General features: G+C 68.8%; 9 protein-coding genes and 4 pseudogenes. 9 read left to right on the top strand and 4 right to left on the bottom strand.

All coding sequences use genetic code 11. From position 1 onward, the window contains the following. Positions 1-721 precede the first annotated feature (721 nt). The 5 genes and pseudogenes from ACWD01_RS09740 to ACWD01_RS09720 form a co-directional block, all read left to right on the top strand. Complete coding sequence (locus ACWD01_RS09740; protein WP_451159899.1) at positions 722-1,081, top strand: hypothetical protein; 360 nt, start codon at positions 722-724, stop codon at positions 1,079-1,081. A 357-nt stretch (positions 1,082-1,438) separates the two neighbouring features. After that, positions 1,439-1,816 (top strand): annotated as a pseudogene (locus ACWD01_RS09735) (SMI1/KNR4 family protein); the annotation flags it as partial. A gap of 73 nt (positions 1,817-1,889) precedes the next feature. Continuing rightward, positions 1,890-2,309 carry an N-acetyltransferase family protein gene (locus ACWD01_RS09730; protein WP_451160288.1) on the top strand — a complete coding sequence of 140 codons (420 nt, stop codon included), beginning with the start codon at positions 1,890-1,892 and terminating at the stop codon, positions 2,307-2,309. Between the two features lie 54 nt (positions 2,310-2,363). Beyond that, positions 2,364-3,278, top strand: a pseudogene (locus tag ACWD01_RS09725) (ISAzo13 family transposase); the annotation flags it as partial. 146 nt (positions 3,279-3,424) lie between these two features. Next, positions 3,425-3,811 (top strand): annotated as a pseudogene (locus ACWD01_RS09720) (tyrosine-type recombinase/integrase); the annotation flags it as partial. Positions 3,812-3,881: 70 nt separating this feature from the next. On the opposite strand, the gene ACWD01_RS09715 reads toward ACWD01_RS09720, so the two are convergent. Next, positions 3,882-6,248: a glycogen debranching protein gene (locus ACWD01_RS09715; RefSeq protein ID WP_451159897.1), complete on the bottom strand. Its 2,367-nt coding sequence runs from the start codon at positions 6,246-6,248 to the stop codon at positions 3,882-3,884. A 343-nt stretch (positions 6,249-6,591) separates the two neighbouring features. Here ACWD01_RS09715 and ACWD01_RS09710 point away from each other — a divergent pair, with 343 nt between their 5' ends. Both ACWD01_RS09710 and ACWD01_RS09705 read left to right on the top strand, forming a co-directional pair. Then, positions 6,592-6,795, top strand: a complete 204-nt coding sequence (locus ACWD01_RS09710) for a hypothetical protein (RefSeq protein ID WP_451159895.1) — start codon at positions 6,592-6,594, stop codon at positions 6,793-6,795. Positions 6,796-6,862: 67 nt separating this feature from the next. Further along, a pseudogene (locus tag ACWD01_RS09705) lies at positions 6,863-7,179 on the top strand (hypothetical protein). A 352-nt stretch (positions 7,180-7,531) separates the two neighbouring features. On the opposite strand, the gene ACWD01_RS09700 reads toward ACWD01_RS09705, so the two are convergent. The 3 genes from ACWD01_RS09700 to ACWD01_RS09690 all read right to left on the bottom strand — a co-directional run bounded on the left by ACWD01_RS09700 (position 7,532) and on the right by ACWD01_RS09690 (position 14,849). After that, a protein-coding gene (locus ACWD01_RS09700) for an IS5 family transposase (protein ID WP_451159893.1) occupies positions 7,532-8,340 on the bottom strand; the annotation gives its coding sequence in 2 pieces (ribosomal slippage) (positions 7,532-7,990 and positions 7,993-8,340; 807 coding nt in all). 351 nt (positions 8,341-8,691) lie between these two features. Then, positions 8,692-11,124 carry a GH92 family glycosyl hydrolase gene (locus tag ACWD01_RS09695; RefSeq protein WP_451160286.1) on the bottom strand — a complete coding sequence of 811 codons (2,433 nt, stop codon included), beginning with the start codon at positions 11,122-11,124 and terminating at the stop codon, positions 8,692-8,694. A 341-nt stretch (positions 11,125-11,465) separates the two neighbouring features. Further along, positions 11,466-14,849 carry a tetratricopeptide repeat protein gene (locus ACWD01_RS09690; protein ID WP_451159891.1) on the bottom strand — a complete coding sequence of 1,128 codons (3,384 nt, stop codon included), beginning with the start codon at positions 14,847-14,849 and terminating at the stop codon, positions 11,466-11,468. 96 nt (positions 14,850-14,945) lie between these two features. Between ACWD01_RS09690 and ACWD01_RS09685 the strand changes: the two genes are divergently transcribed. Together ACWD01_RS09685 and ACWD01_RS09680 are read left to right on the top strand one after the other, a co-directional pair. Further along, positions 14,946-15,851 carry a hypothetical protein gene (locus ACWD01_RS09685; RefSeq protein ID WP_451159889.1) on the top strand — a complete coding sequence of 302 codons (906 nt, stop codon included), beginning with the start codon at positions 14,946-14,948 and terminating at the stop codon, positions 15,849-15,851. 1,016 nt (positions 15,852-16,867) lie between these two features. Next, positions 16,868-18,634, top strand: a complete 1,767-nt coding sequence (locus ACWD01_RS09680) for a phosphotransferase (protein WP_451159887.1) — start codon at positions 16,868-16,870, stop codon at positions 18,632-18,634. Positions 18,635-19,561 lie beyond the last annotated feature (927 nt).

Here is a 19,561-nt window from a genome sequence, read left to right as displayed (position 1 = left end):
CGTACTCCGCCCGACCGGGATGCCCGGCCGTGCCGGGCTTGCCACGACCGCAGACACCGGCCTGACGGGCCCATCCGAACGCCGTATTGCGGTTCACTCCGACTGCGCGAGCGGCAGCGGTGATGCTGCCGTCCTCCCTGTCCAGCGCCTCGAAGAACCTTGCCTTCAGCACCCCAAAACCCCCGATCCCCGCAACTCCCTGAACTCCAGGGTGATGCGGGGATCGGGACGGCACCGCCCCCCGATGCTGCTCGCACGGTCCCGGCACGCTCCGTCCGCTCTCTGGAGCGGTACACACGCCCCAGCGTCGACGCCGTCGCCCGACACGTCGCCCAGCGCGGTACCCGTCTGATGCACTCGCCACCAACGTCGACACCTGTCTGATTCCTACCGCCCGCGGGCAGGCGGCAAGCGGTTGTCCCATCCCTCTTGGGGATCCATCTGTGTGTCAGGATGCGGTGGTGGACGACCTCATACGCGCCTGGGAGCGCATCGAGATCTGGCTTCGAGAGCATCAGTGCACCAGTGCTCTTTCCGCGGTGCACCCGCCTGCTTCCGAAGAGGCCATCCAGTCCCTCCTGGACGCCATTCCGTACCCGCTCCATCCGCATCCCGTGCAGTGGCTCAGCATCCACGATGGCGCGCACGAGCATGGCGCGCCCGTCTGGCCAGGCGGCTACGTCCCGTACGACATCGAAGTACTCAAGGGCGGGCTGGGGGCATGGCGGACATGCTCGAAGAGTTCCACGACCAGTTTGCCGGGGAAGAGATCAAAGATTTCGGCCTGACTCCATGGGCGGACCCGATCTGGTTCCGCATCGCAGGCACGAACACGGAGGCGAGCCTCCTCATCGACCACCGGCCCGGCGATACTTGCCGTGTCGTCCTGGAGATCGACTACGGCCTTGATTTCTGGGGGTACGTCCGCTGGATGAATCTGAGGGAGATGGCCGGACTCATGGCTGGGTCCCTGGAGGCCAGATCCCCTATGCCGTATTCGCGTGAATATTCGCTTGCTTCCCAACCAGACGGCGAGCCCTCGGCACGCCATCTCAACTGGAAGTTGGACACGGGCCAGTGACCGACGACGGTGTTCGGCAACAGCCTCGACTCCGACGGGCGAAACGCTGGCTCCTGGCAGCTGCCGCGGTGGTCGCTGTCACTGGGGCCGCGGCCACGCAGGTTCTCAACGCCAGTGTGGAGCCCCGCCCGACCGGGTCCGGAGTCGACTTCAGTGCCTCGTCTTCGACACCGGTTGTCCCCACTCCAGGGTGTGGCAAAGACGCGGACTTCGCCCCCTGCAGCCTGGGCCGTATGACGTGCGAGGAGCTCGCCGCCCACTACCGGGCGCATCAGAGCCCAGACCCCAGCCCTGCCCGCATAACGGTCCGCCTGTGCGCCGACGGCACACAGGCCCAAGAAGGAAGGTAAGAACAGGATGAGCGAACAAGCCCGGGTGGACGTCGCGTTGGGCCGCATCGAGACGTGGCTGAGCGAGCATGCCCCCATGTCGTACCGGGCGCTTCGGCCACCCGTGGGGAAGGCGGAACTCGCCGCCGCGGAGGCGAACATGAACGTGACCATTCCCAGCGAGCTGCGGGCGCTGCTGAGTCTTCATGACGGGGCGGAGTGGTTCGAGGTGGAGGGCGAAGTGGACCCTTCCGCGTTCCTTCCTCACGGCGCGCTGTATTCCCTTGAACGGATGGAGCACGCGCACACCCTGTACGCGAATCCGGGGCCGGGGATCGGTGACGCGAGGTTGCGGACCCATGTGCCGTGGGCGGGGGACGATGACGGGTTCTACGGGCTGTACGTAGACGTGGCCGGGGAACGCGTGGGCAGGTTCGCCAACCCGCCCGAGTTCTCGCCCCTGCCGTACGGGGGGTGGCCTGAAGGGGGAGGCAGGGGCGACGGAACGTGCGCTGCTTCTGCCCCGGCTGTACTTCCAGCACTTCACCACCACCAGTTTTCTGGTCGAACGCGGCAGTGGAGAAGTTGCCGCCTTCCTGGTCGGCTTCCTGTCGCAGACAGAGCCCGAAACCGCCTATGTGCACTTCGTCGGTGTCGACCCGGCGCTGCACGGGCAGGGTGTCGGGCGTGCCCTTTACCGGGCCTTCTTCGCGCTCGCTCGGTCACACGGGCGCCGTTACGTGCACTGCATCACCAGCCCGGAGAACACTGCGTCGCGGGCATTTCACACCCGACTCGGCTTCACGGCCTCAGCCGTGAAGCCGGACTACGACGGCCCCGGATTCGACCGGGTGGCGTTCACCATCGACCTTTCCGTGCAGCCGGTGGCCATCCCCTAAGGGCTTGCAGGGAATCAAGGTGTTGCTTCTCGTCCTGAAGCTCGTTGGTGTGGTATGTGCATCCCGGACGAGACTCGTGACCAACTCGCTGTGGAGTTCGCGGTGTTGTTCCCGCATCTGGACGAGCGGCAGCGGCGGCTGCTGATGGCTGCGGAGGCCCGGGCGCTGGGACACGGCGGTGTTCGGGCCGTGGCACGGTCCGCTGCGGTCAGTGAGACGACGGTCCGCAAAGGTGTGTTCGAACTTGAGGCGGGTGAGGAGCCGCTGGGGCGGGTGCGTCGTCCGGGCGGGGGCCGCAAACGGGTCGCGGATCTGGATCCGGGGCTGCGGCCTGTGCTGTTGGCGCTGGTTGAGCCGGATGTACGGGGTGACCCGATGTCGCCGCTGCGGTGGACGGTGAAGTCCACCCGCACGCTGGCGCAGGAGCTGACCCGGGCGGGGCACCGCGTCAGTGCCGACACCGTCGCCGGCCTGCTGCGGGAGGAGGGCTTCAGCCTGCGGGCCAACGCCAAGACGATCGAGGGCAGCCAGCACCCGGACCGCGACGCCCAGTTCCGCTATCTCAACGAGCAGGCCCGCGAGCACCGGGACGCCGGCCAGCCGGTGATCAGCGTGGACACGAAGAAGAAGGAGCTCGTCGGCGCGTTCATGAACGACGGCTGCCAGTGGCGGCCGACGGGTGAGCCGGCGCCGGTGAGCGTGCATGACTTCGCCGACCCGCATCTGGGCAAGGCTGTCCCCTACGGGATCTACGACGTCGCGGTGAACACTGGCTGGGTCAACGTCGGCACCGATTACGACACCGCCGCGTTCGCCGTGGAGTCGATCCGCCGCTGGTGGCACGGCCAGGGCCAGGCTGCCTACCCGCAGGCGGCACGGCTGCTGATCACAGCCGACGCGGGCGGCTCCAATGGCTATCGCACCCGGGCCTGGAAACTCGAACTGGCCCGGCTCGCGGCCGAAACGGGACATCCACACCGCGATCCCGCTGACGCCTACCCCCTGCCACCCCACCGCCCACTCACACAGGACTTCGGCGAGCTCCAGTTCCCGGTCCGTGACCGGTGCCGAGGGCAGGGGTGACCAAGCGGCTGTTGTGGTGTGGCTAGCAGGTTGTGGAGGGCCCGCACGTTCATGTGCGGCGCCGTACGGACAACCCGAACCGGGCCCTGGCCAAGTCCAGACACCCCCGCTACCTCCCCGTCACCCCCGACATCGTCTCCCTCTACATCGACTACCAGCACGAACGGAACCCGGTGGCCGAGGCGGCCGAGACAGGCATGGTGTTCGTGAACCTCTTCCGCCCGCTGCTGGGCCGGGCCATGACCTACCCGAACGCCAAGAACGTCTTCGACCGTCTGGCCCGCCGCGCCGGACATCCGGCTCGGCCGCACATGTTGCGCCACTCCGCTGCCACCCACTGGCTGCGCGAGGGAGTGGACCGGGACGTAGTGCAAAAGCTGCTGGGTCACGCCTCGCCGCTGTCCATGGACCGCTACCGCCACGTCGATGAGTCCGACATCATGAGCGGGCACGGGATCGGTCAGTTCGTCCCACCACACGGGACGGCGGTTACTTGGCGATCAGGAGGAGGGTGGCGCGGCCGTTCAGCCGGTAGACGGTTCCGGCGCCGCCGATCAGCGCCTCACTTCCGGGCTGGGCGACCTGGTTCGCGCCTTCGGCCCAGGTGGAGGTGTCGGTGACGCGGTACCAGTTCTTGCCCGCGCCCGGAGAGGGAAGGGTGAAGTCGACAGCGCCGGACCACCCGTTGTAGCCGACGTAGATCGCGCTGTTCGGGTCGCCGAGTTCCGTGCCGTCGTAGCGCCAGGCGAGGGCGTGGTTGTTGGGGTTGCCCCAGTAGGTGCCGTCGGGTGCGCTGCCGGCGGGGGTGAACCAGTCCAGCTGGCCCATGCCGTTGCCGTTGGTGTCGGAGGCGCTGTAGAAGCCGGCCGGGCGCAGCGCCGGGTGGGCCTTGCGGAAGGCGATCAGGCGCTGGGTGTAGGTGCGGAAGGTGCTCTGGTCGGCGGTCCAGGATGTGCTCAGCCAGTTGGCGGAGGAGTCCAGGTTGTAGGGGTTGTTGTTGCAGTTGACGGAGCGCAGGTACTCGTCGCCCCCCGTCATCATGGGCGTGCCTGCTGACAGCATCAGGAAGGCCAGGCCGTTGCGGGCGGCCTTGCGCTGGTCCGCCTGGTTGCCGCCCTGGTCCCAGGACAGGTTGTAGTCCGAGCCGCCGTCGGACGGGCCGTACGGCCAGGGCTGGTTGTTGTTCTTCGTGTTGCAGTGGTACAGGTCGGCGAGGGTGAAGCCATCGTGCGCGACGATGAAGTTGACGGAGTTCCACGGCGCGCGGCCGTTCGGCTGGTAGAGGTCGGAGGAACCGGCGAAACGGGTGGCCAGGTCGCCGGGGGTGACGTTCTCCGCGCCCATGGCGTTCTGGTCGCGGCGCATGGTGTCACGGAACTTGTCGTTCCATTCGGACCAGCCGACGGGGAAGTTGCCGACCTGGTAGGTGCCGTCGCCCAGCGCCCAGGGTTCGGCGATCCAGTCGGTCCCCGCACCGCCTCCCGCCGGCCGGGGAGGCATGAGCGCGGTGATGCGGTTGAGCGCGGTGTTCGGGTCGGTGCGGCTGTACTGGAAGCAGCCGTGCTGGCAGGTGTTGCCGAGGACGGGCGCGAGGTCGAAGCGGAAGCCGTCAACGCCGAGGGTATCCTTCCAGTGCGCAAGCGAGTCGGTGATCAGCGCCCGGGTGACGGGGTTGTAGGTGTTGAGGTTGCCGTTGACGCCCGTGTTGTCCCAGGACGCCTGCATGTCGCTGGTCAGCGAGTAGTAGGTGGGGTTGTCCAGGCCTCGCATGTTGAACAGGCTGTAGGTGTTCTTGTCGCCGGCGTTCCAGGGCCCGCCCTCGGCGGCGTGGTTGTAGACCACGTCCGTGAAGACCTTGATCCCGGCGTCGTGGAACGCCTTCACCATTTCCTGGAACTCGCGGGTCGGCCCGCCCGGACTCTTGTTGGCGGCGTAACGGCGGTCCGGGGCAAAGAAGTTGAGGGTCTCGTAGCCCCAGTAGTTGTCGCCCGCGGTACCGGTGGGGTCGACGTCAATCGCGTCGTTCTGCGTCTCCTGCACGGGCAGGAACTCCACGGCGGTGACCCCGAGCGCCGCAAGGTCGGCGGCCTTGAGCCCGGCACCCTTGTACGTACCCCGATAAGCCGCCGGAACGGAGGGGTCGTTCTTCGTCAGGCCCCTGACATGCACCTCATAGACGACGTCGTCCTTCAGCGCCCGGGTCGGCTTGCTTCCGGTGCTCGTCGCGTCGGCCGCCAGCACGATGCCCTTGGGTGCCTGGACCCCGTTGTCCACCGAGCGGTACGACGGGCCGGTGCCGTAGACGGTCTTCGACGGGCCGTTCGGTGTGAGCGGGTCGTGGGTGAGCTCCCGGGCATAGGGGTCGGTCAGCAGCTTGTTCGGGTTGAACCGGTTGCCGGCCGCGTCCACGTCCGCCACGAAGCCCGCGGTGGAGCCCTTCGTCCACGCTGGATTGTAGGGCCAGTTGGGTCCCCAGACCCGGTAGCCGTAGTAGAGGGGGCCGGTGATGCCGTACTGCTGCCGGATTGTGGTGACCGGCACGGTCGTGGACCAGACTCCGGTCGCGGAGTCCTTGGTGAGCGTGAGCGCGGCGGCCTCCTGGGCGCCGGTCGGCGCCGCGTAGAGGTACAGCTCGATGCGGGTGGCGCGGGAGGAGTAGATGCGGAACCGCACGTTTGCCCGGGAGGCATCGTAGTGTGCACCGAGCGGCCCGTAGGCTGCGGCCGCGGCAGGGGGAACGAGAGGCGTGGGAGCAACGGCACCAGTGAGGGCGGCCGCAGCCGCGAGACCAACCGTCGCGCCGCGCAGGACAAGGCGCTGCCCTCTTCGGGTGCAGGCAGGGTGGACCGAGGACATGGCGGCTCCTGAAGGCAGACCACGGGAAGCCCCGGCGCCGTCCCTGACGCCGATGACTGAAGAGCCTTGCTGAATCTTTCCGAAAGGTAGTGCAGGCGCATGCGGGCGTAAAGACCCGCTGCACAGCCTGTTTCACCACGGATGCGAGCCGACCCCCGCCGCGGAGGCGGCGGAGCCGGGCGGCCAGGTCGTCGATCTCATGGCCGCCCTGAACGCCTCCGTCGAGAAGGCCCGCGAGTCCCGCGGCGAGGGCCCGCCTCGCCGCCGGCGCGCTGACGGCCCGGGTCCACCCGGTGCGCCGCTCGGACGCCTGGGCTCCCGCGCCCGGCCGCATACCGTCGCCGTGCCCGCTGCCCCGAGGCCCTCCCTGCGGCCGTCCCGCACGGACCGGAAGGCGAGCCGCCACCAGGAAGAGACGACCGACGTCGCCACGGTCGAGCAGACCCGGCGGGTGTTCGAGGCCGCCGCCAAGATGACCGCCAAGCTCAAGGACGGCGTCCGGGACCGCGCTGTCGCCCGCGGCCCCGACCACAGCCCACCCCGGTGACGTCCCCGCCGCCACACACCCAGCAGCCCGGCGCGCAGCCCGGCCGGACACCCACAGGAGGAGTCGCGTGAGCACACCGGAGGACCCGAGGATCGAGGACATCTTGCGCGCCTGCGGCAGAGCACCCAGGAGCGGGCCGAGGCGTTCGGGCCGCCGCCGTGGGAGCCGATCTGGAAGCGGCCCCGGACACCGAAGTCGAAAGCCCGGAAGAAGCAGGAGCTGTGCAAGCAGCGCAGGCGGCTCCAGGACGCAGGACGCTGCCGTCTCGCCGCCGGGGAGTCCCGCCGGCCCCGCGCCCGCTCGAACCGGATCGGCAACACCGCCGCCCGCCGCGACGCACAGGCCCTGTCCCGGCTGTGGCACTCCACCGCCCGGCCGTGGTGACGATGCTGCGCATCGCCCACTCAGTGCACCGCACGATGTTCTGCATACGGTGCGCGATGCACGACACCGGGTGCAGAAAATCCGGTGCGCGCCACCCGGTGGCCTCCACTCTCGTACGCACCCGATGCCGGTGGACGCCACTCCCGTGCGCACCAACGATGTTCCACACCGCACCGGCGCGCACCACCCGACGATGTTGGGCACTGAGCCTCCGCCAACTTGAAGTCGCAGGTTAAAGGGCTGGTGTGACCGGTTCTCGGGGTGCTCACGCTGGTCGTCGGCAACTGTCTGCGGAGTAGATCGTCTGTCAGCGGTTGACTTCGAGGTTCGTCAGAACGAGTAAGACGTTGTTTCAGTTGGTGAGGCGGCGGTGGCAGATGAGGGTTGCGGCTATGCCGACGAAGGCAAGGAAGTGATCGGGCTTGCGTTCGTAGCGGCGGTGGAGGCGTCGGCAGCCGGCCAGCCAGGACACGGTCCTTTCGACCACCCATCGATGTCGGCCGAGCCGCTGTGAGGACTCGACGCCCTTGCGAGCGATGCGGTGGCGGATGCCGCGCTCACGGAGCCAACGGCGCAGGTGGTCATAGTCGTAGCCCTTGTCGGCATGGAGCTTGCCGGGCCGTCGGCGGCGCGGGCCGCGAGGGGAGCGGATGGGCGGGATGCCGCGCACGAGCGGCTCAAGGCCCTGGCTGTCATGCACGTTGGCGCCGGAGATGCCGAGCGACAGCGGCAGTCCGTTCCGGTCGGTGATCAGATGGATCTTCGACCCCAACTTGCCACGATCGGTCGGATTCGGTCCCGTCAGTGCCCCCCTTTTGCCGCCCGCACGCTGACGGAGTCGATCGCGCACCTCGACCAGTCCAGCTCGCCACGGGCACCGAGTTCGTCGAGAACGACGCGGTGGAGATTCGCCCACACCCGGGCCCGGCTCCACTGCGCAAAGCGCCGGTAGACCGTGGGCCAGGCCGGGCCGAACACCGGCGGGAGCTGCCGCCACGTGCAGCCCGAGGTGGCGACAAAAATGATCGCGGCCAGGGCCTCGCGGTCACCCGCCCGCCGCCGGCCCCCGCCCTGTGGACGCTTCACCTCCGTGGGCGGCGCCACCCGCCGGAACAGCACCCACAACTCGTCCGGCACCAAACGCTCAACCAGATCCGTCATGCACGGTTCAACGAACGATCAGGCCATAAGAAACGACGTCTGAAGTGCCCACAGAACCCCGAAGCGTGTGGCCCTGTTGCGGTCGGTCACGGCTGGACGCCGTCGCCGCCGAGCTGAACAGCCGACCACGCAAAACGCTCGGCTGGGAAACCCCGGCCGAGCGCCTCGCTGAGCTCCTGGCCACAGCCAGTTGATCACTTGTGTTGCAACGGCCCCTGGAATTCGCGGGACCGAGGCTGGGGCAGGTCCGGTCCAGGCATGTGCCTACGGCCGGTCGGCGCGGGCTGCCCCAGCCCCGGCCTGGGGCAGCCTATGCGCCGTCATGACTGCGGTACCCGGTGGTGCAGGCGTTCAGCGCGGCAGGTTCGCCGGCGCGGTGGCCCACCCCTTGTCCGGCTGGTCGGACAGCTGGTAATCCAGCCGGCCACCCGACTCGACGAGACCGCCGTCGTCCCAGGAGCGGTCACTCGGGCTCCCGTCGACCTGCACCGAGTCGATGTAGCGGTGCGAGTCGCCGGCGTCCGGAGCACTGATGGTGATGCCGCGCTCCCCGGGCCGTTCGATGATCGCCTGCGGAAACACCGGGGTGCCGAGCAGCATCGCCGCACTGCCGGGCTGCTGCGGGAACAGGCCCAGCGTGGAGAAGACGTACCAGGCGGACATGGTGCCCAGATCGTCATTGCCGGGCAGGCCCCTCGGTCCGGTGCCATAGACCGTGTCGACGATCTCCCGGACCGTTTCCTGTGTCTTCCACGGCTGCCCCAGCGCGTTGTAGAGCCATGGCGCATGAATGCCGGGCTCGTTGGTGGCGTCGTAGCGCAGCGGGTCGCCGCCCCGGAACGACCAGGAGCCGTCCGGCTTGTGGAAGAAGCCGTCCAGCCGTCCAGCCGCCGCAGACCGTCCGCCCATGGCGTCGGCCAGACCCTGGACGTCCTGCGGCACCATCCAGGTGTAGGTGGCGCTGGTGCCCTGCGCGAAGCCCAGGCCGCTGCCGGGGTCGAAGGGGGTCACCCATGAGCCGTCCAGATTGCGGGCCTGGATGTAACCGGCGCCGTCGGTCGCCTGCGGATTGAAGACATTGCGCCAGTAGCCTGCCCGCTCGGTGAACTCGTCGGCCTCCTTCTCCCGCCCCAGGAGCCGCGCCCAGCGCGCGAGCGCGGAGTCCGCGACCGAGGCCTCCAGGGTCTCGGCGGCCCCGCCCCAGCAGTGGCAGACGTCGTGTGCCGCGTAGTGACTGGCCATGTACTGCTCGAGGTTGGGCCGCTGTCCGACGCACTGGCCCGGGCAGCCCGCGTCAAGAAGGCCGTCGGGATGGGGGACGGTAGCCTGGCGTACCAGTGAGTCGAAGGCACCTTGTGCGTCGAAGTTTCGTACGCCCATGGCGTAGAAGGTGGCCAGCGTCGCCGCCGAGGGGTCGCCGGTCATGACGTGGGTGGCGCCACTGATGTGCACCCACCGGTCCCACACGTCGCCGTTCTGGCGGGCGAAGTTGTACAGCGACTGGGCGTAGTCACCCGCGATGTGCGGCTTGAGCAGCGCCAGGAGTTGCACGTGGGCCCGGTACTGATCCCATCCGGAGAAGTTGCTGTACTGCGCCCCCTGGCCCTTCTCGATCTGGTGCGGTTCGCCGTCCATGCCCGGGTAGCGGCCGTCGGTGTCGCTGACCAGATTGGGCTGCAGCAGCGAGTGGTACAGCGCGGTGTAGAAGGCGGTGCGCCGGGCGGGCGTGCCGCCGCTGACCCTGACGCTACTCAGCTCCTGGTCCCAGGTGCGGAAGCCGGCCGCGGCGACGTCCTCGACACCGTCGCCCGGCTCGATCTCCTCACGCAGATTGGCCTCGGCGCCGGCCAGGCTCACATACGAGATGCCCAGCCGCATGTGGACATCGTTGTCGCGGCTGGTGTCGAACCCGACGTACCCCCCGGAGCCGCGGCCCGCCCGGTCCGCTCCGGTGGCGTATCCCTCGCCGCCCCCGGCAGAGGTTGAGCCCGGCGAGAGGGTGCCGTCCTGCCAGGTTCCCGTGGAGGTGAACGCCCGGTCGAAGGAAGCGCTGAAGTGCAGCTTGTAGTAGCTCTTGCGGTTGTTCACCCCGCCGTTGGCGCGCCGCCCGCAGAAGGCGCCGGTGTGGACCCAACCGGTGACCTTGCGCTTGGCGGTATCGATGTCGATGTGCGCGTCCTGGCTTCCGTTGAGCGAGTTCGAGACGCGGAAGAGCAGGTTGGCGGGTTTTCCGGCCGGAAAGGTGAAGTCGGCGACGCCGGCGCGCCTGGAAACGGCCAGGTCGGACTTGACGCCCGAGTCCAAGCCAAGTGTGTAGCGGCCGGGTACGGCTCGTTCGTTTTCGTGGGAGAAGTTGGCCGCGTAGACCTCGTCCTTGGTGTCGGCGGACGGGGAGGAGGTGACGTCTCCCGCGAAGGGCATGATGGGGACGTCGCCCGCGGCACCGGGGTGGCACCCGGCGCCGTTGACATGAGTCAGGCTCAGGCCGCGGATGCGCGTGGCGTCGTACTGGTAGCCGTTGGCGGCACCGGTGCTGGTCTGGTCGCCGGTCGTGCTGGTCGGGGACAAAGAGATCATGCCGTACGGCAGGACGGCGCCGGGATAGGTATTGCCGCCGTTCGCCGAGCCGATCAGAGGGTCGACCCAGGTGGCGGGGTGCTCAACCGGATCCGTTGCCGCGGATGATGCGGGCATCGGCAGCGCGACGGTGAGGGCCGCGGCGAGGGCTGAGATCACCCCGATGGTGGTGGCGCGCGTGACGCCCCGTTCTATCAACGACCGCATCGGTCTTGAGGACATGACCTGACAACCTTTCGCAGAACCTGCGCGGGTCGGCTGACCCGCACCCCGGCGAGATCATTGCCCAGCGCGGAGCCTGGACACCAGTGCCTGGTGCGGTGAATCCTGAATGAACAACCTTGTCGGCCGATCTTGGGGTTTTGGAGGTAGGCGGAGTCCGAGGTGACCCATCGGCTGAGGATCTGGCTTCGCAAGGGTCGCCTGCACCAGACGGGTCGGCCACGCCGGCCGGCCCCTGTTTGGCCGAGCCGGCGAGGGCAGAACGCGGGAAAGCCGGCGGAGACCGCCCACCAGCGGCCTCCGCCGGCATTGCCATGTCGCCGTCTTCAGCTCCGCAGGTCACCCAGGGCCCGACGGGTCCGGTCGGTCAACGGGTGCTCTCCGCCCAGCACATCAACCTGCAGCGGCAGCAGCGCGGTCAGCAGCTCCGTGGCTTCCGCCGCGCGCCCGGAGCGCCGCAACAGATCCGCGAGCCGCGCTCGCGTGGTCATCGTCTGCGGATGCCGCTCACCGAGCCCCGCTTCCTCTCCCGCCACCAGAATCCCGCGCAGCAGGGCCTCCGCCTCGTCCCGCTCGCCCTCAGCGCCGGATTTCGCCAGCAGCTCGCCCAGCGCGGAGGCCGCGGCGAAGGTGTCCGGATGCCGGTCGCCGAGCACCCGCGTCCTGTCGTCACGTACACCGCGCATCAGGTCCGCGGCGGTCGCGTACTCGCCCTCCTGTCCCAGGACCCAGGCACGCCCGTACCGGGTGGTGATTACCTCGGGGTGGTCAGCGGTCCCGTACCCGGCCAGCCGCTCTTCCCACAGTGCGTCCAGCTCCGCCAGGGCGGCCTTCGTGTCGCCGAGCTCGGCCTTCAGCATGGCCATGTTGTAACGCGAGATCAGCACCGTGGGATGGTCCGTGCCGCTGATCCGCCGCTGGTCGCGGATCAACGCCTTGTGCAACGCGAGCGATCCCTCGGCGTCGCCGAGTTCCCAGTTGAGGCGAGCGATGTTCAGCCTCACGATCAGCGTGTTCGGGTGGTCGGGACCCCGGTGCCGCTCCACGCTCGGGAGCAGCTCCCGGTAGCGGTCGAGGGACTCCCTCAGCCGCCCGGCGTCTCCCAGGAAACGGCAGATGTTCATTCGGCTGAAGACGACCTGCGCATGGTCCTCCCCGAACACCGCGATGCGGTCGCGCAGCAGCTCGTCGTGCATCGCGAGCGCGTCCAGCGGCCGGCCGAGACGGCCGTACCAATAGGCGATGTAGTGGCGGCTCTCCAGCACGTCGCGGTCCCGTTCACCCAGCGCGCGCCGCTGGTCCTCCAACAGTTCCTTGTGCAGGCGGAGGCCTTCGGCCATGTCACCGCCCCGGCCGGTCCAGTATGCGATGTGGTGGCGAGTGGCGAGGGTGCGCCGGTCCTGCGGGCCCAGCAGACGCAACTGGTCCGCCAGTACGGTTTGGTGCAGCGCGACCGCGTTGCGGAACCCGGCCAGCTCACCGGTGGCGTAGGCGATGCGATGCCTGCTCTCCAAGATGCCCGGATGGTCATCGGGAAGGACACGCCGCTGCACCTCCAGCAGCCGCTCGTACAGCTCCCGGGAGGCCCCGTACGCACCGGCCTTGCCGGTCCAGTACGCCGCCCGCTCACGCGCCCTCAGCTCGACGGCGGTCTCCGCCCCCAGATGCTCGGCCAGCCGCCCCGACCAGGCGGCCCACCGGTCCCGGTTGACGGCGGCGGAGGTCGAGGCGCGGCTCTCCAGACTCTGAAGCAGCCGCCCGTAGAGCGCTTGGGCGGCCTCGTCCCCGTCCGCCGCCTTCGCAGCGTGCCACAGGTGGAACGGCTCGGCCTCCTCGGCGTAGGTGTGCAGGGGGTCGTCCGCTGTGTGCTGATCCATAGGAGCCATTGTGGCCAGCGCCTCCGCCAGCGCCTCATGGCCCGACGGCAAGTCAAGTTCCTCCGTGGCGTACTCCACAAGCGTCTGGTGATGCACACCGAAGAGCTCGCTGGCGGTGGCATGCTCCGCCCTTTCCAGCAGACCGGGCAGCAGTTCGAGGACCTGGTCGAGCTCCGTGTCACCATCCGGGCCGCCCAGCCGCCCGGCCGCCTCAGTGAGCAGCGCGCGGGGCAGACCGGCGCCCAGTCCGGACGCGGCCAGCACGACGACGACGCTGTCGATCCACTCGTTGTTGCCGTCCGGTGCCAAGGAGCGGGCCCGGTTGAGCACCTTCTCGTACACCTCGTCGTACAAGACGGGACCGTCGCCCTCCAACGGTCCGTAGTCCGCCAACAGCCGGACGATCTCCCAGTTCCCTGCCGCCTGCGCCAGGATGCGCCCTTGCAAGGCGTTCTGGCCGCGAGCCGCCAGATAGCCGGTCAGTAGGCTCTCCTCCGCCTTCGGCGCGACCTGTCTGCGGTGCCACTGCTCCGGCAGCCGCACGCCCTCCCGGGTCGTGACCACCGCGCCGAACCAGGCCGGCGCCAGGTCGTCCAGGATCCGCAGGGCGGCCGAGACGTCGGAGCGGCCCACAGCGTCGAGCTGGTCGAGACCGTCGATGACGACCCGTACCGGACCGGGTGGTTCCATCAGGCCGAGGGCCCCCGCCACATCGATCTCCGCGCTCGGCTTCGCCTTGTCCTCGCGCTTCAGCTTCGACTTGTACGTCTGGGCCGCCTCGGCGAATCCGGGTAGATAGAGCGCGAGTTGCCTGGCCACCTTCCGCATCACACCGCGGCCGTTCGTGTTCCGGTCGGTCAGCCTGATGAGCGCACGTACGGGTGCCACGTCCTCTCCCCGCGGCAGCAGCTCCGGCCGGCACAGCGCGGCTGCCAGCGTCGTCTTCCCGGTCCCCATCGCGCCGACCACGGCCACGAAACGGTGCCGGCCGACCGACGCGGCCAGCTCGTCCAGCCCGCCCGGCACCTGGAAGAGCCGCAGTCGGCCGAGGAGTTGCTGATTGTCCTCGCTGGCGGCGAGCACACTCAGGGAGGCGTCTTGCGCCACGTTCTTCGCGAGCCAGGGACCGTACAGGTCGGCGGGGCCGGTCCGGCCTCCGTCGTATGAGACGGACTGCGGGTCCTGGCGCACCAGGCCGGGGCCGATCAGCCGGCGCAGCGGCACGGTGTGCAGCTTGTCGAGCAGCCGCACGTGCCCCTCCCGCATCACCTTGTTGACGGCGAGCGAGAACTGGAGCCCGTAGGCCGGGCGGCCGTCCGACGAGGCCAGGACGTCGATCTTCCGGCCCGTCTGCATCGCGTAGGGGAACCACTCCCGCGCCGCCGCGAGAGCGCCGTAGCCGGCCATACAGGCGTCGATCAGGACGGTCAGTTCCTTTATGCCTCCGTGCCGCAGAAGCAGCTCGCGCAGCACCTCGGGCACCGGCAGCGCTGTATCGGGCCCAGGAGCGGCCGGAGTGGAGGTCACGGGAAAGAGGAACTCGCCCTCCCGCGCGGCGTATCCATGGCCGACGAAGCCGATCAGGAGCGACGCCCCCGCGGCCGATGCGCCGGCGAACGCCTCGGTGAGGGCGGCGATCACATCGCTGGGCGCCCGGGGCCCGTCGAGCAGTCCGTCCCCGCACGCCGGGGCGCAGCCGCCCCTGCGCGGGTCCAGGAGCAGATCTCTGAGCTCCAGGGCACAGGGCTCCAGCAGATCCAGCCGCTGCCGGGCCGTCTCCTCCCTGGCGTCCCAGTGCGATGCCACGACCAATACTCGGCGCTCGTCTCCCATGCGCTTCATTATCAACAACCGACTTCCCCAACTCGGGTTTCGTACGGACAATTTGACGAACACCCACAGGCGAACACACACAGAGGAGGCGCCACGGTGGCCGAGGTCGTACTGGTGCATGGGATCGGCCCTGAGGGACAGACCGAGGAGGAACTGAGGACGGACTGGACCACCGCGCTCGTACGCACCCTGCGCGAGCACGGCCACGGCGGGCACGCCGACCGCCTGGAGGCGGGCGGGACATCCGTGGCGATGGCGTACTACCGCGATCTCTTCTCACGCTACGCACCGAAGGACGACCTGGACGTTCCGTTCCCCGAGGAGATGGCCCTCGTCGCCGAGATGGCGGGCGAGGACATCATGGACAACATCCGCCGGAACGCCTCCGATCCGACGGAGCGTGACGAGGCCGCGCGCGAACTGGACTGGCTGCGCGCCGAGGTGGGCCCTGAACAGGGCCCGTTCGAACCGGTGCGCCTCGTCATCTCCATGCTGGGGCGGCTCGGCCCGGTCGCCCGCTCCGGCTTTGCCACCCTCAGCCGGTACGGGATCTTCTACCTTGGCCAGGTGGCCGCGTATCTGGACGACGAGACGGTGCGCGAGCGGGCGATCGAGTCCGTCCTGTCCCAGGTGACACCGGACACCAGGGCCGTGGTCGCCCACTCGCTGGGCACGGTCGTCGCTTACGAAGCCCTGCACCGGCTCGACCAGCCGCTGCCGCTGCTCATCACGTTCGGCTCACCGCTGGGGATGCGGTCGATCATCCAGAAGCGACTCCGTCCGCTGCCGCTGCGCAGCCCGGGCCAGGTGAAGCGCTGGGTGAACGTCGCCGACCGCGACGACTTCATCGTGTCCGTGCTCAAGCTGAAGAAGCTCTTCCCCGAGACGGACGACGTGCTGGAGCCCACCGTGCTGGTGAAGAACTCCAATATCGATCCGCACGCCGCGACGGAGTATTTGGGGCACCGCGAGACGGTCGAACCGCTGGCGAGCGTCCTGTGAGCTGCTTTAGCGATCAGCCGTCGCTTTGGGCGAGCATGACTCTCTTGTCGGCGGTGGTGACCGGCAGCTCGTACGCGAGGGCGACCGGCGTCGAAGCGGACCGCGTAGGAGCAGCGGACCGTGCACGAAGGTGGACACCACAGCGCTCGCGGATGCGACCCACCGCTGTCGTTACCAATTGCTCGACCGCCGCCGCATCGCCGCCCGCACAGACTGCGTCTCTTGATGAGCCAGTCGGGCAGGTGGACGGGTTGACCGGGCGGTGGTGCCGTGGGGGAGGAGTGCCCGTGGGTGCGAGGTGATCGTTTGTGTGGCATGAACTGCCGTGTTGAACCCTCGAGTTGGTGTGATTGACGGCCCGCGTGGGGAGCCCGGCTGTCACGCTCCGGGGCGGGCGCGGTGCGCGTGCGCGGCGAACGGTTTGGTGTGGTTGTCTCCAGGAGATGGCGGTCGCTGACGGTCGGCGCGCTGATCCTCTCCTTGAGCGCGGGGACAGCGTCCGGGCAGGCAACTTGGGCGAGCGCCTGAGGGTGCAACGATGGCACGGACGGGAGGCTCGTGGCCGTTCGGCCTCCTCCGCAGATGGGACCGGGCCTCGACGGCACTTGAGCTCCAGGGCAGGGTGAGGCCGGCGATGACGGCGTCGCGGTCGCGGTCGATGCCTGCGGCGAGGGTGTGGCGACTGGTTCGGCCATGAACTGCGGACCTGGCGCAAGAAGCGCAGCCCTCTGACTCACTCCGAGTTAGGAGTGAAGGTGCAGGTCAGCGGCTCTCTTATTGAGAAGATCGAGAAGGGGACCGCCACCTGCTCGAAGGTTGGCCGAGCGCCTGGACGAGGTCTTGGAAACCGGAGGAGTCCTCACCAGGGCGTGGGGGATGGTGTTCGGGCAAACGGAAAAACCCCGCCCCGAAACGGAAAGGGCACCCCTGGCAGGGCGGAGGCGTCGGTTCAGGTCCATGAAGGCCGCATCCTGGGCAGAGGTCGTACAACACCTCCAAGTGGGAGCCCTGACTCTGTGGACCGTCGAGCCTTCCTCGCCACGAGCGGCCTTGCCGCCATCGCCCCCATAGACCTCGTCCACCTGGTTACCCCAACCGCCCCCTGGGAGATCCCGACTCAGATCCGCCCACGCGAGATTGGACAGTTGAAGTCGCTGGCCGATGTCATCCACCGCCAGGACAACGAGTACGGAGGAGGCGGCGCGGTACGGGAACTCGCCCGCGGTGCCATCATGTGGGGCGCCTCCCTGCTCCCGGTTCCCTGCCCCGAGGCACTGCGCCCCGAACTTCTGGCCTCCGTAGCCCGGTTGGGAATCGTCGTCGGCGCATCGCAGTTCGACGCGTATGCCCACGACGATGCCCGAGTCAGCTTCCGACTGGCCGCCGAGTGCGCGGAGGAAGCCGGGGAGTGGCACCTGCGCGCCAAGACGTACTCGTTCATGGCCCGCCACGAAATCTGGGTCGGTGACCCGGACACCGGCCTCACCCACGCGGAGAAGGGCCTGGTGCGCTCCGACCGCCTTACTGCGACCGAGCGTGCCATGCTGCACACCGCACTCGCCCGCGCCTTCGGCAAGATGCGTGACGTGGCCAACACCCTGCGCGCGGTCGGAGAGGCCGACGTCGCCTTCGAACAGTCCGACCCGGCGCAGGATCCGCCGTGGATGGCGTACTACGACTACGCTCAGCATCACGGCGACACAGCGCACGCGCTGTTCGATCTCGCTGTCCACGCGGACCAGGACCCGGGGCAAGCGGCCCGCCGCTTCGAGATCGCCGCGAAAGGCCACGGCAACGCCTTTGCCCGCTCGCGTGCCATTTCAGAGACGAAGCTCGCTTCTGGTTATGGCAAAGGGCGACGACCCGCGGCACGCGGTCGCTCTCGGCCATCGAGCCCTGGACGACGTCGGCAGGCTGACCTCGTGCCGGGCTGCCGACGACCTGCGGGAACTCGCCCGGTTCTCGGGCAGGTACCGGAAGCTCTCCGAGGCCGGCGACCGGCGCGAGCGCATCGCCGCTACGGTGCAGGCGTGACCACGACACCCACGCCTACCCAAGCCGTACTTCAGACGGCGTGCCTCGCCGTCGGCCTCGACGCGACCGATGCTGAACCGATACGGCTCGCCGAGAACGCCATATGGCGCCTTCCCGGGGGAGTGGTGGTGCGTATCGCCCAGCCCGGTCAGTCCGTCGCCGCGACGCGCGAGGTTCAAGTCGCCCGCTGGCTGGCCACCCAGGATGTGCCCGCCGTACGTGACCTGCGGCAGCCGGTAGCGGCCAACGGGCACCCGGTGACGTTCTGGCAAGAGCTGCCACCACACGAAATCGGGACCGTCGCGGACGTCGTCGCGCTCCTCAAGCAACTGCACGCCCTGCCGAAACCAGACCTGCCGCTCGGCGAGCTGGACCCCTTCGTCCGATTGCCTGAGCGCATCGACGCAGCGAGCACAATCTCTGACGATGACCGGCAGTGGTTGAAGCGCCGACTCAAAGACCTCAAGGCCCAGTGGGCTGTGAGGCCGAGGGGCCTGCCGGAGTGTCTTGTCCACGGGGATGCCTGGGTCGGCAACGTGGCGCGCACGGAGGCCGGCCCGCTGTGGATGGACTTCGAGCGCGCTTCGTACGGCCCCCGGAGTGGGACCTCGTGTCAACCGCAGTCAAGCTCACCACGACCGGCGCGGTGTCTGCCGAAGAGTACGCCGCGTTCTGCGAGACCTACGGCGCTGACGTCACGGAGTGGGAAGGGTATGAACTTCTGGCCGGCGCGCGAGAGCTGCGGATGACGACGTACGCCGCGCAGCATGCTACCAGCCGCCCGGAGTGGCGGCGTGAGGCGCAATACCGCATCGACTGCTTGCGCGGTCGGGCAGGGACACCGCCGTGGCGATGGAAGGCAATCATGTAGCCCGCGGACAGGCTGACAACCAGATACGCAGGCAGGGGCGGTATCGGTGTTCGGCATGCGGGGACATCAGGTGGGCCGGGTGATCAGCACTGGGCGATCGAGCGACCAGTTTGGACACAGCCTGGAGTCCTCTTCCTGCCTAGGGGAGTAGCACTGCGCGCAGCTTCCGCGCTCCTCCAGGGCGTTGCATCCAGTGCCGCTGGTGAAGCACACAAATGCCGCTGGCGCGGGGCGGAGAGCACGGTGGATCAGGATCTCGGTCTCGTAGCAGTCGGGGCACTGGGCGACATGGATGCCTGGTCTGCACCCGGCAGCCGTGATTTCGGCGCTCAGCCAGGTGTGGCGGCAGATCCGGCAGGACAGCGGCCCAGGAACGGAGCCGAGGATCACGGCCCGCTTGGCGTACAACGGACACTGCGCGGTGACATCGCAGGTGTTTCCCCAGCCAGGGACGGAGTTGGTCGTGGCTCTTTGGGGAAGGACGGGATCGTGCCGAGTCTCGCGCGGACGTATGCCAGCTCCGCTTCGACCATGTTGAAGGAAGACCGGCTGCGAGAAGAGTCCGGCGTGGATGAAGTCCGTCCGGAAGGGGGCCGATTCCAGCCGCCCGGGTGGGCCGCCGAACGACGTCGCGGCCAACCCTGCAGGTGCGCTGGCGGCGCACGTACGACCGGGTACGTCCGGTGCTCGCGGAGTTGGAGTAGGGGTGGCCGGCTAGGACTTGTCCGGTCGATCACGTGACTACTCCGTGCCGGGGCCGTTGATGTGGACATGGGGCGGGGTGATCTGAGTGATGCCGAGTGGG

It is taken from the genome of Streptomyces sp. NPDC002835 (genome assembly GCF_053591995.1).
The sequence above is the reverse complement of the archived record's forward strand: the minus strand, read 5'-3'. Positions and strand labels throughout refer to the sequence as shown.

Coding starts and splice junctions, on each gene's coding strand:
- ACWD01_RS09740 (WP_451159899.1), top strand. CDS start 722: ATGGCGGACATGCTCGAAGAGTTCCACGACCAGTTTGCCGGGGAAGAG.
- ACWD01_RS09715 (WP_451159897.1), bottom strand. CDS start 6,248: ATGTCCTCGGTCCACCCTGCCTGCACCCGAAGAGGGCAGCGCCTTGTC.
- ACWD01_RS09695 (WP_451160286.1), bottom strand. CDS start 11,124: ATGCGGTCGTTGATAGAACGGGGCGTCACGCGCGCCACCACCATCGGG.
- ACWD01_RS09690 (WP_451159891.1), bottom strand. CDS start 14,849: ATGGGAGACGAGCGCCGAGTATTGGTCGTGGCATCGCACTGGGACGCC.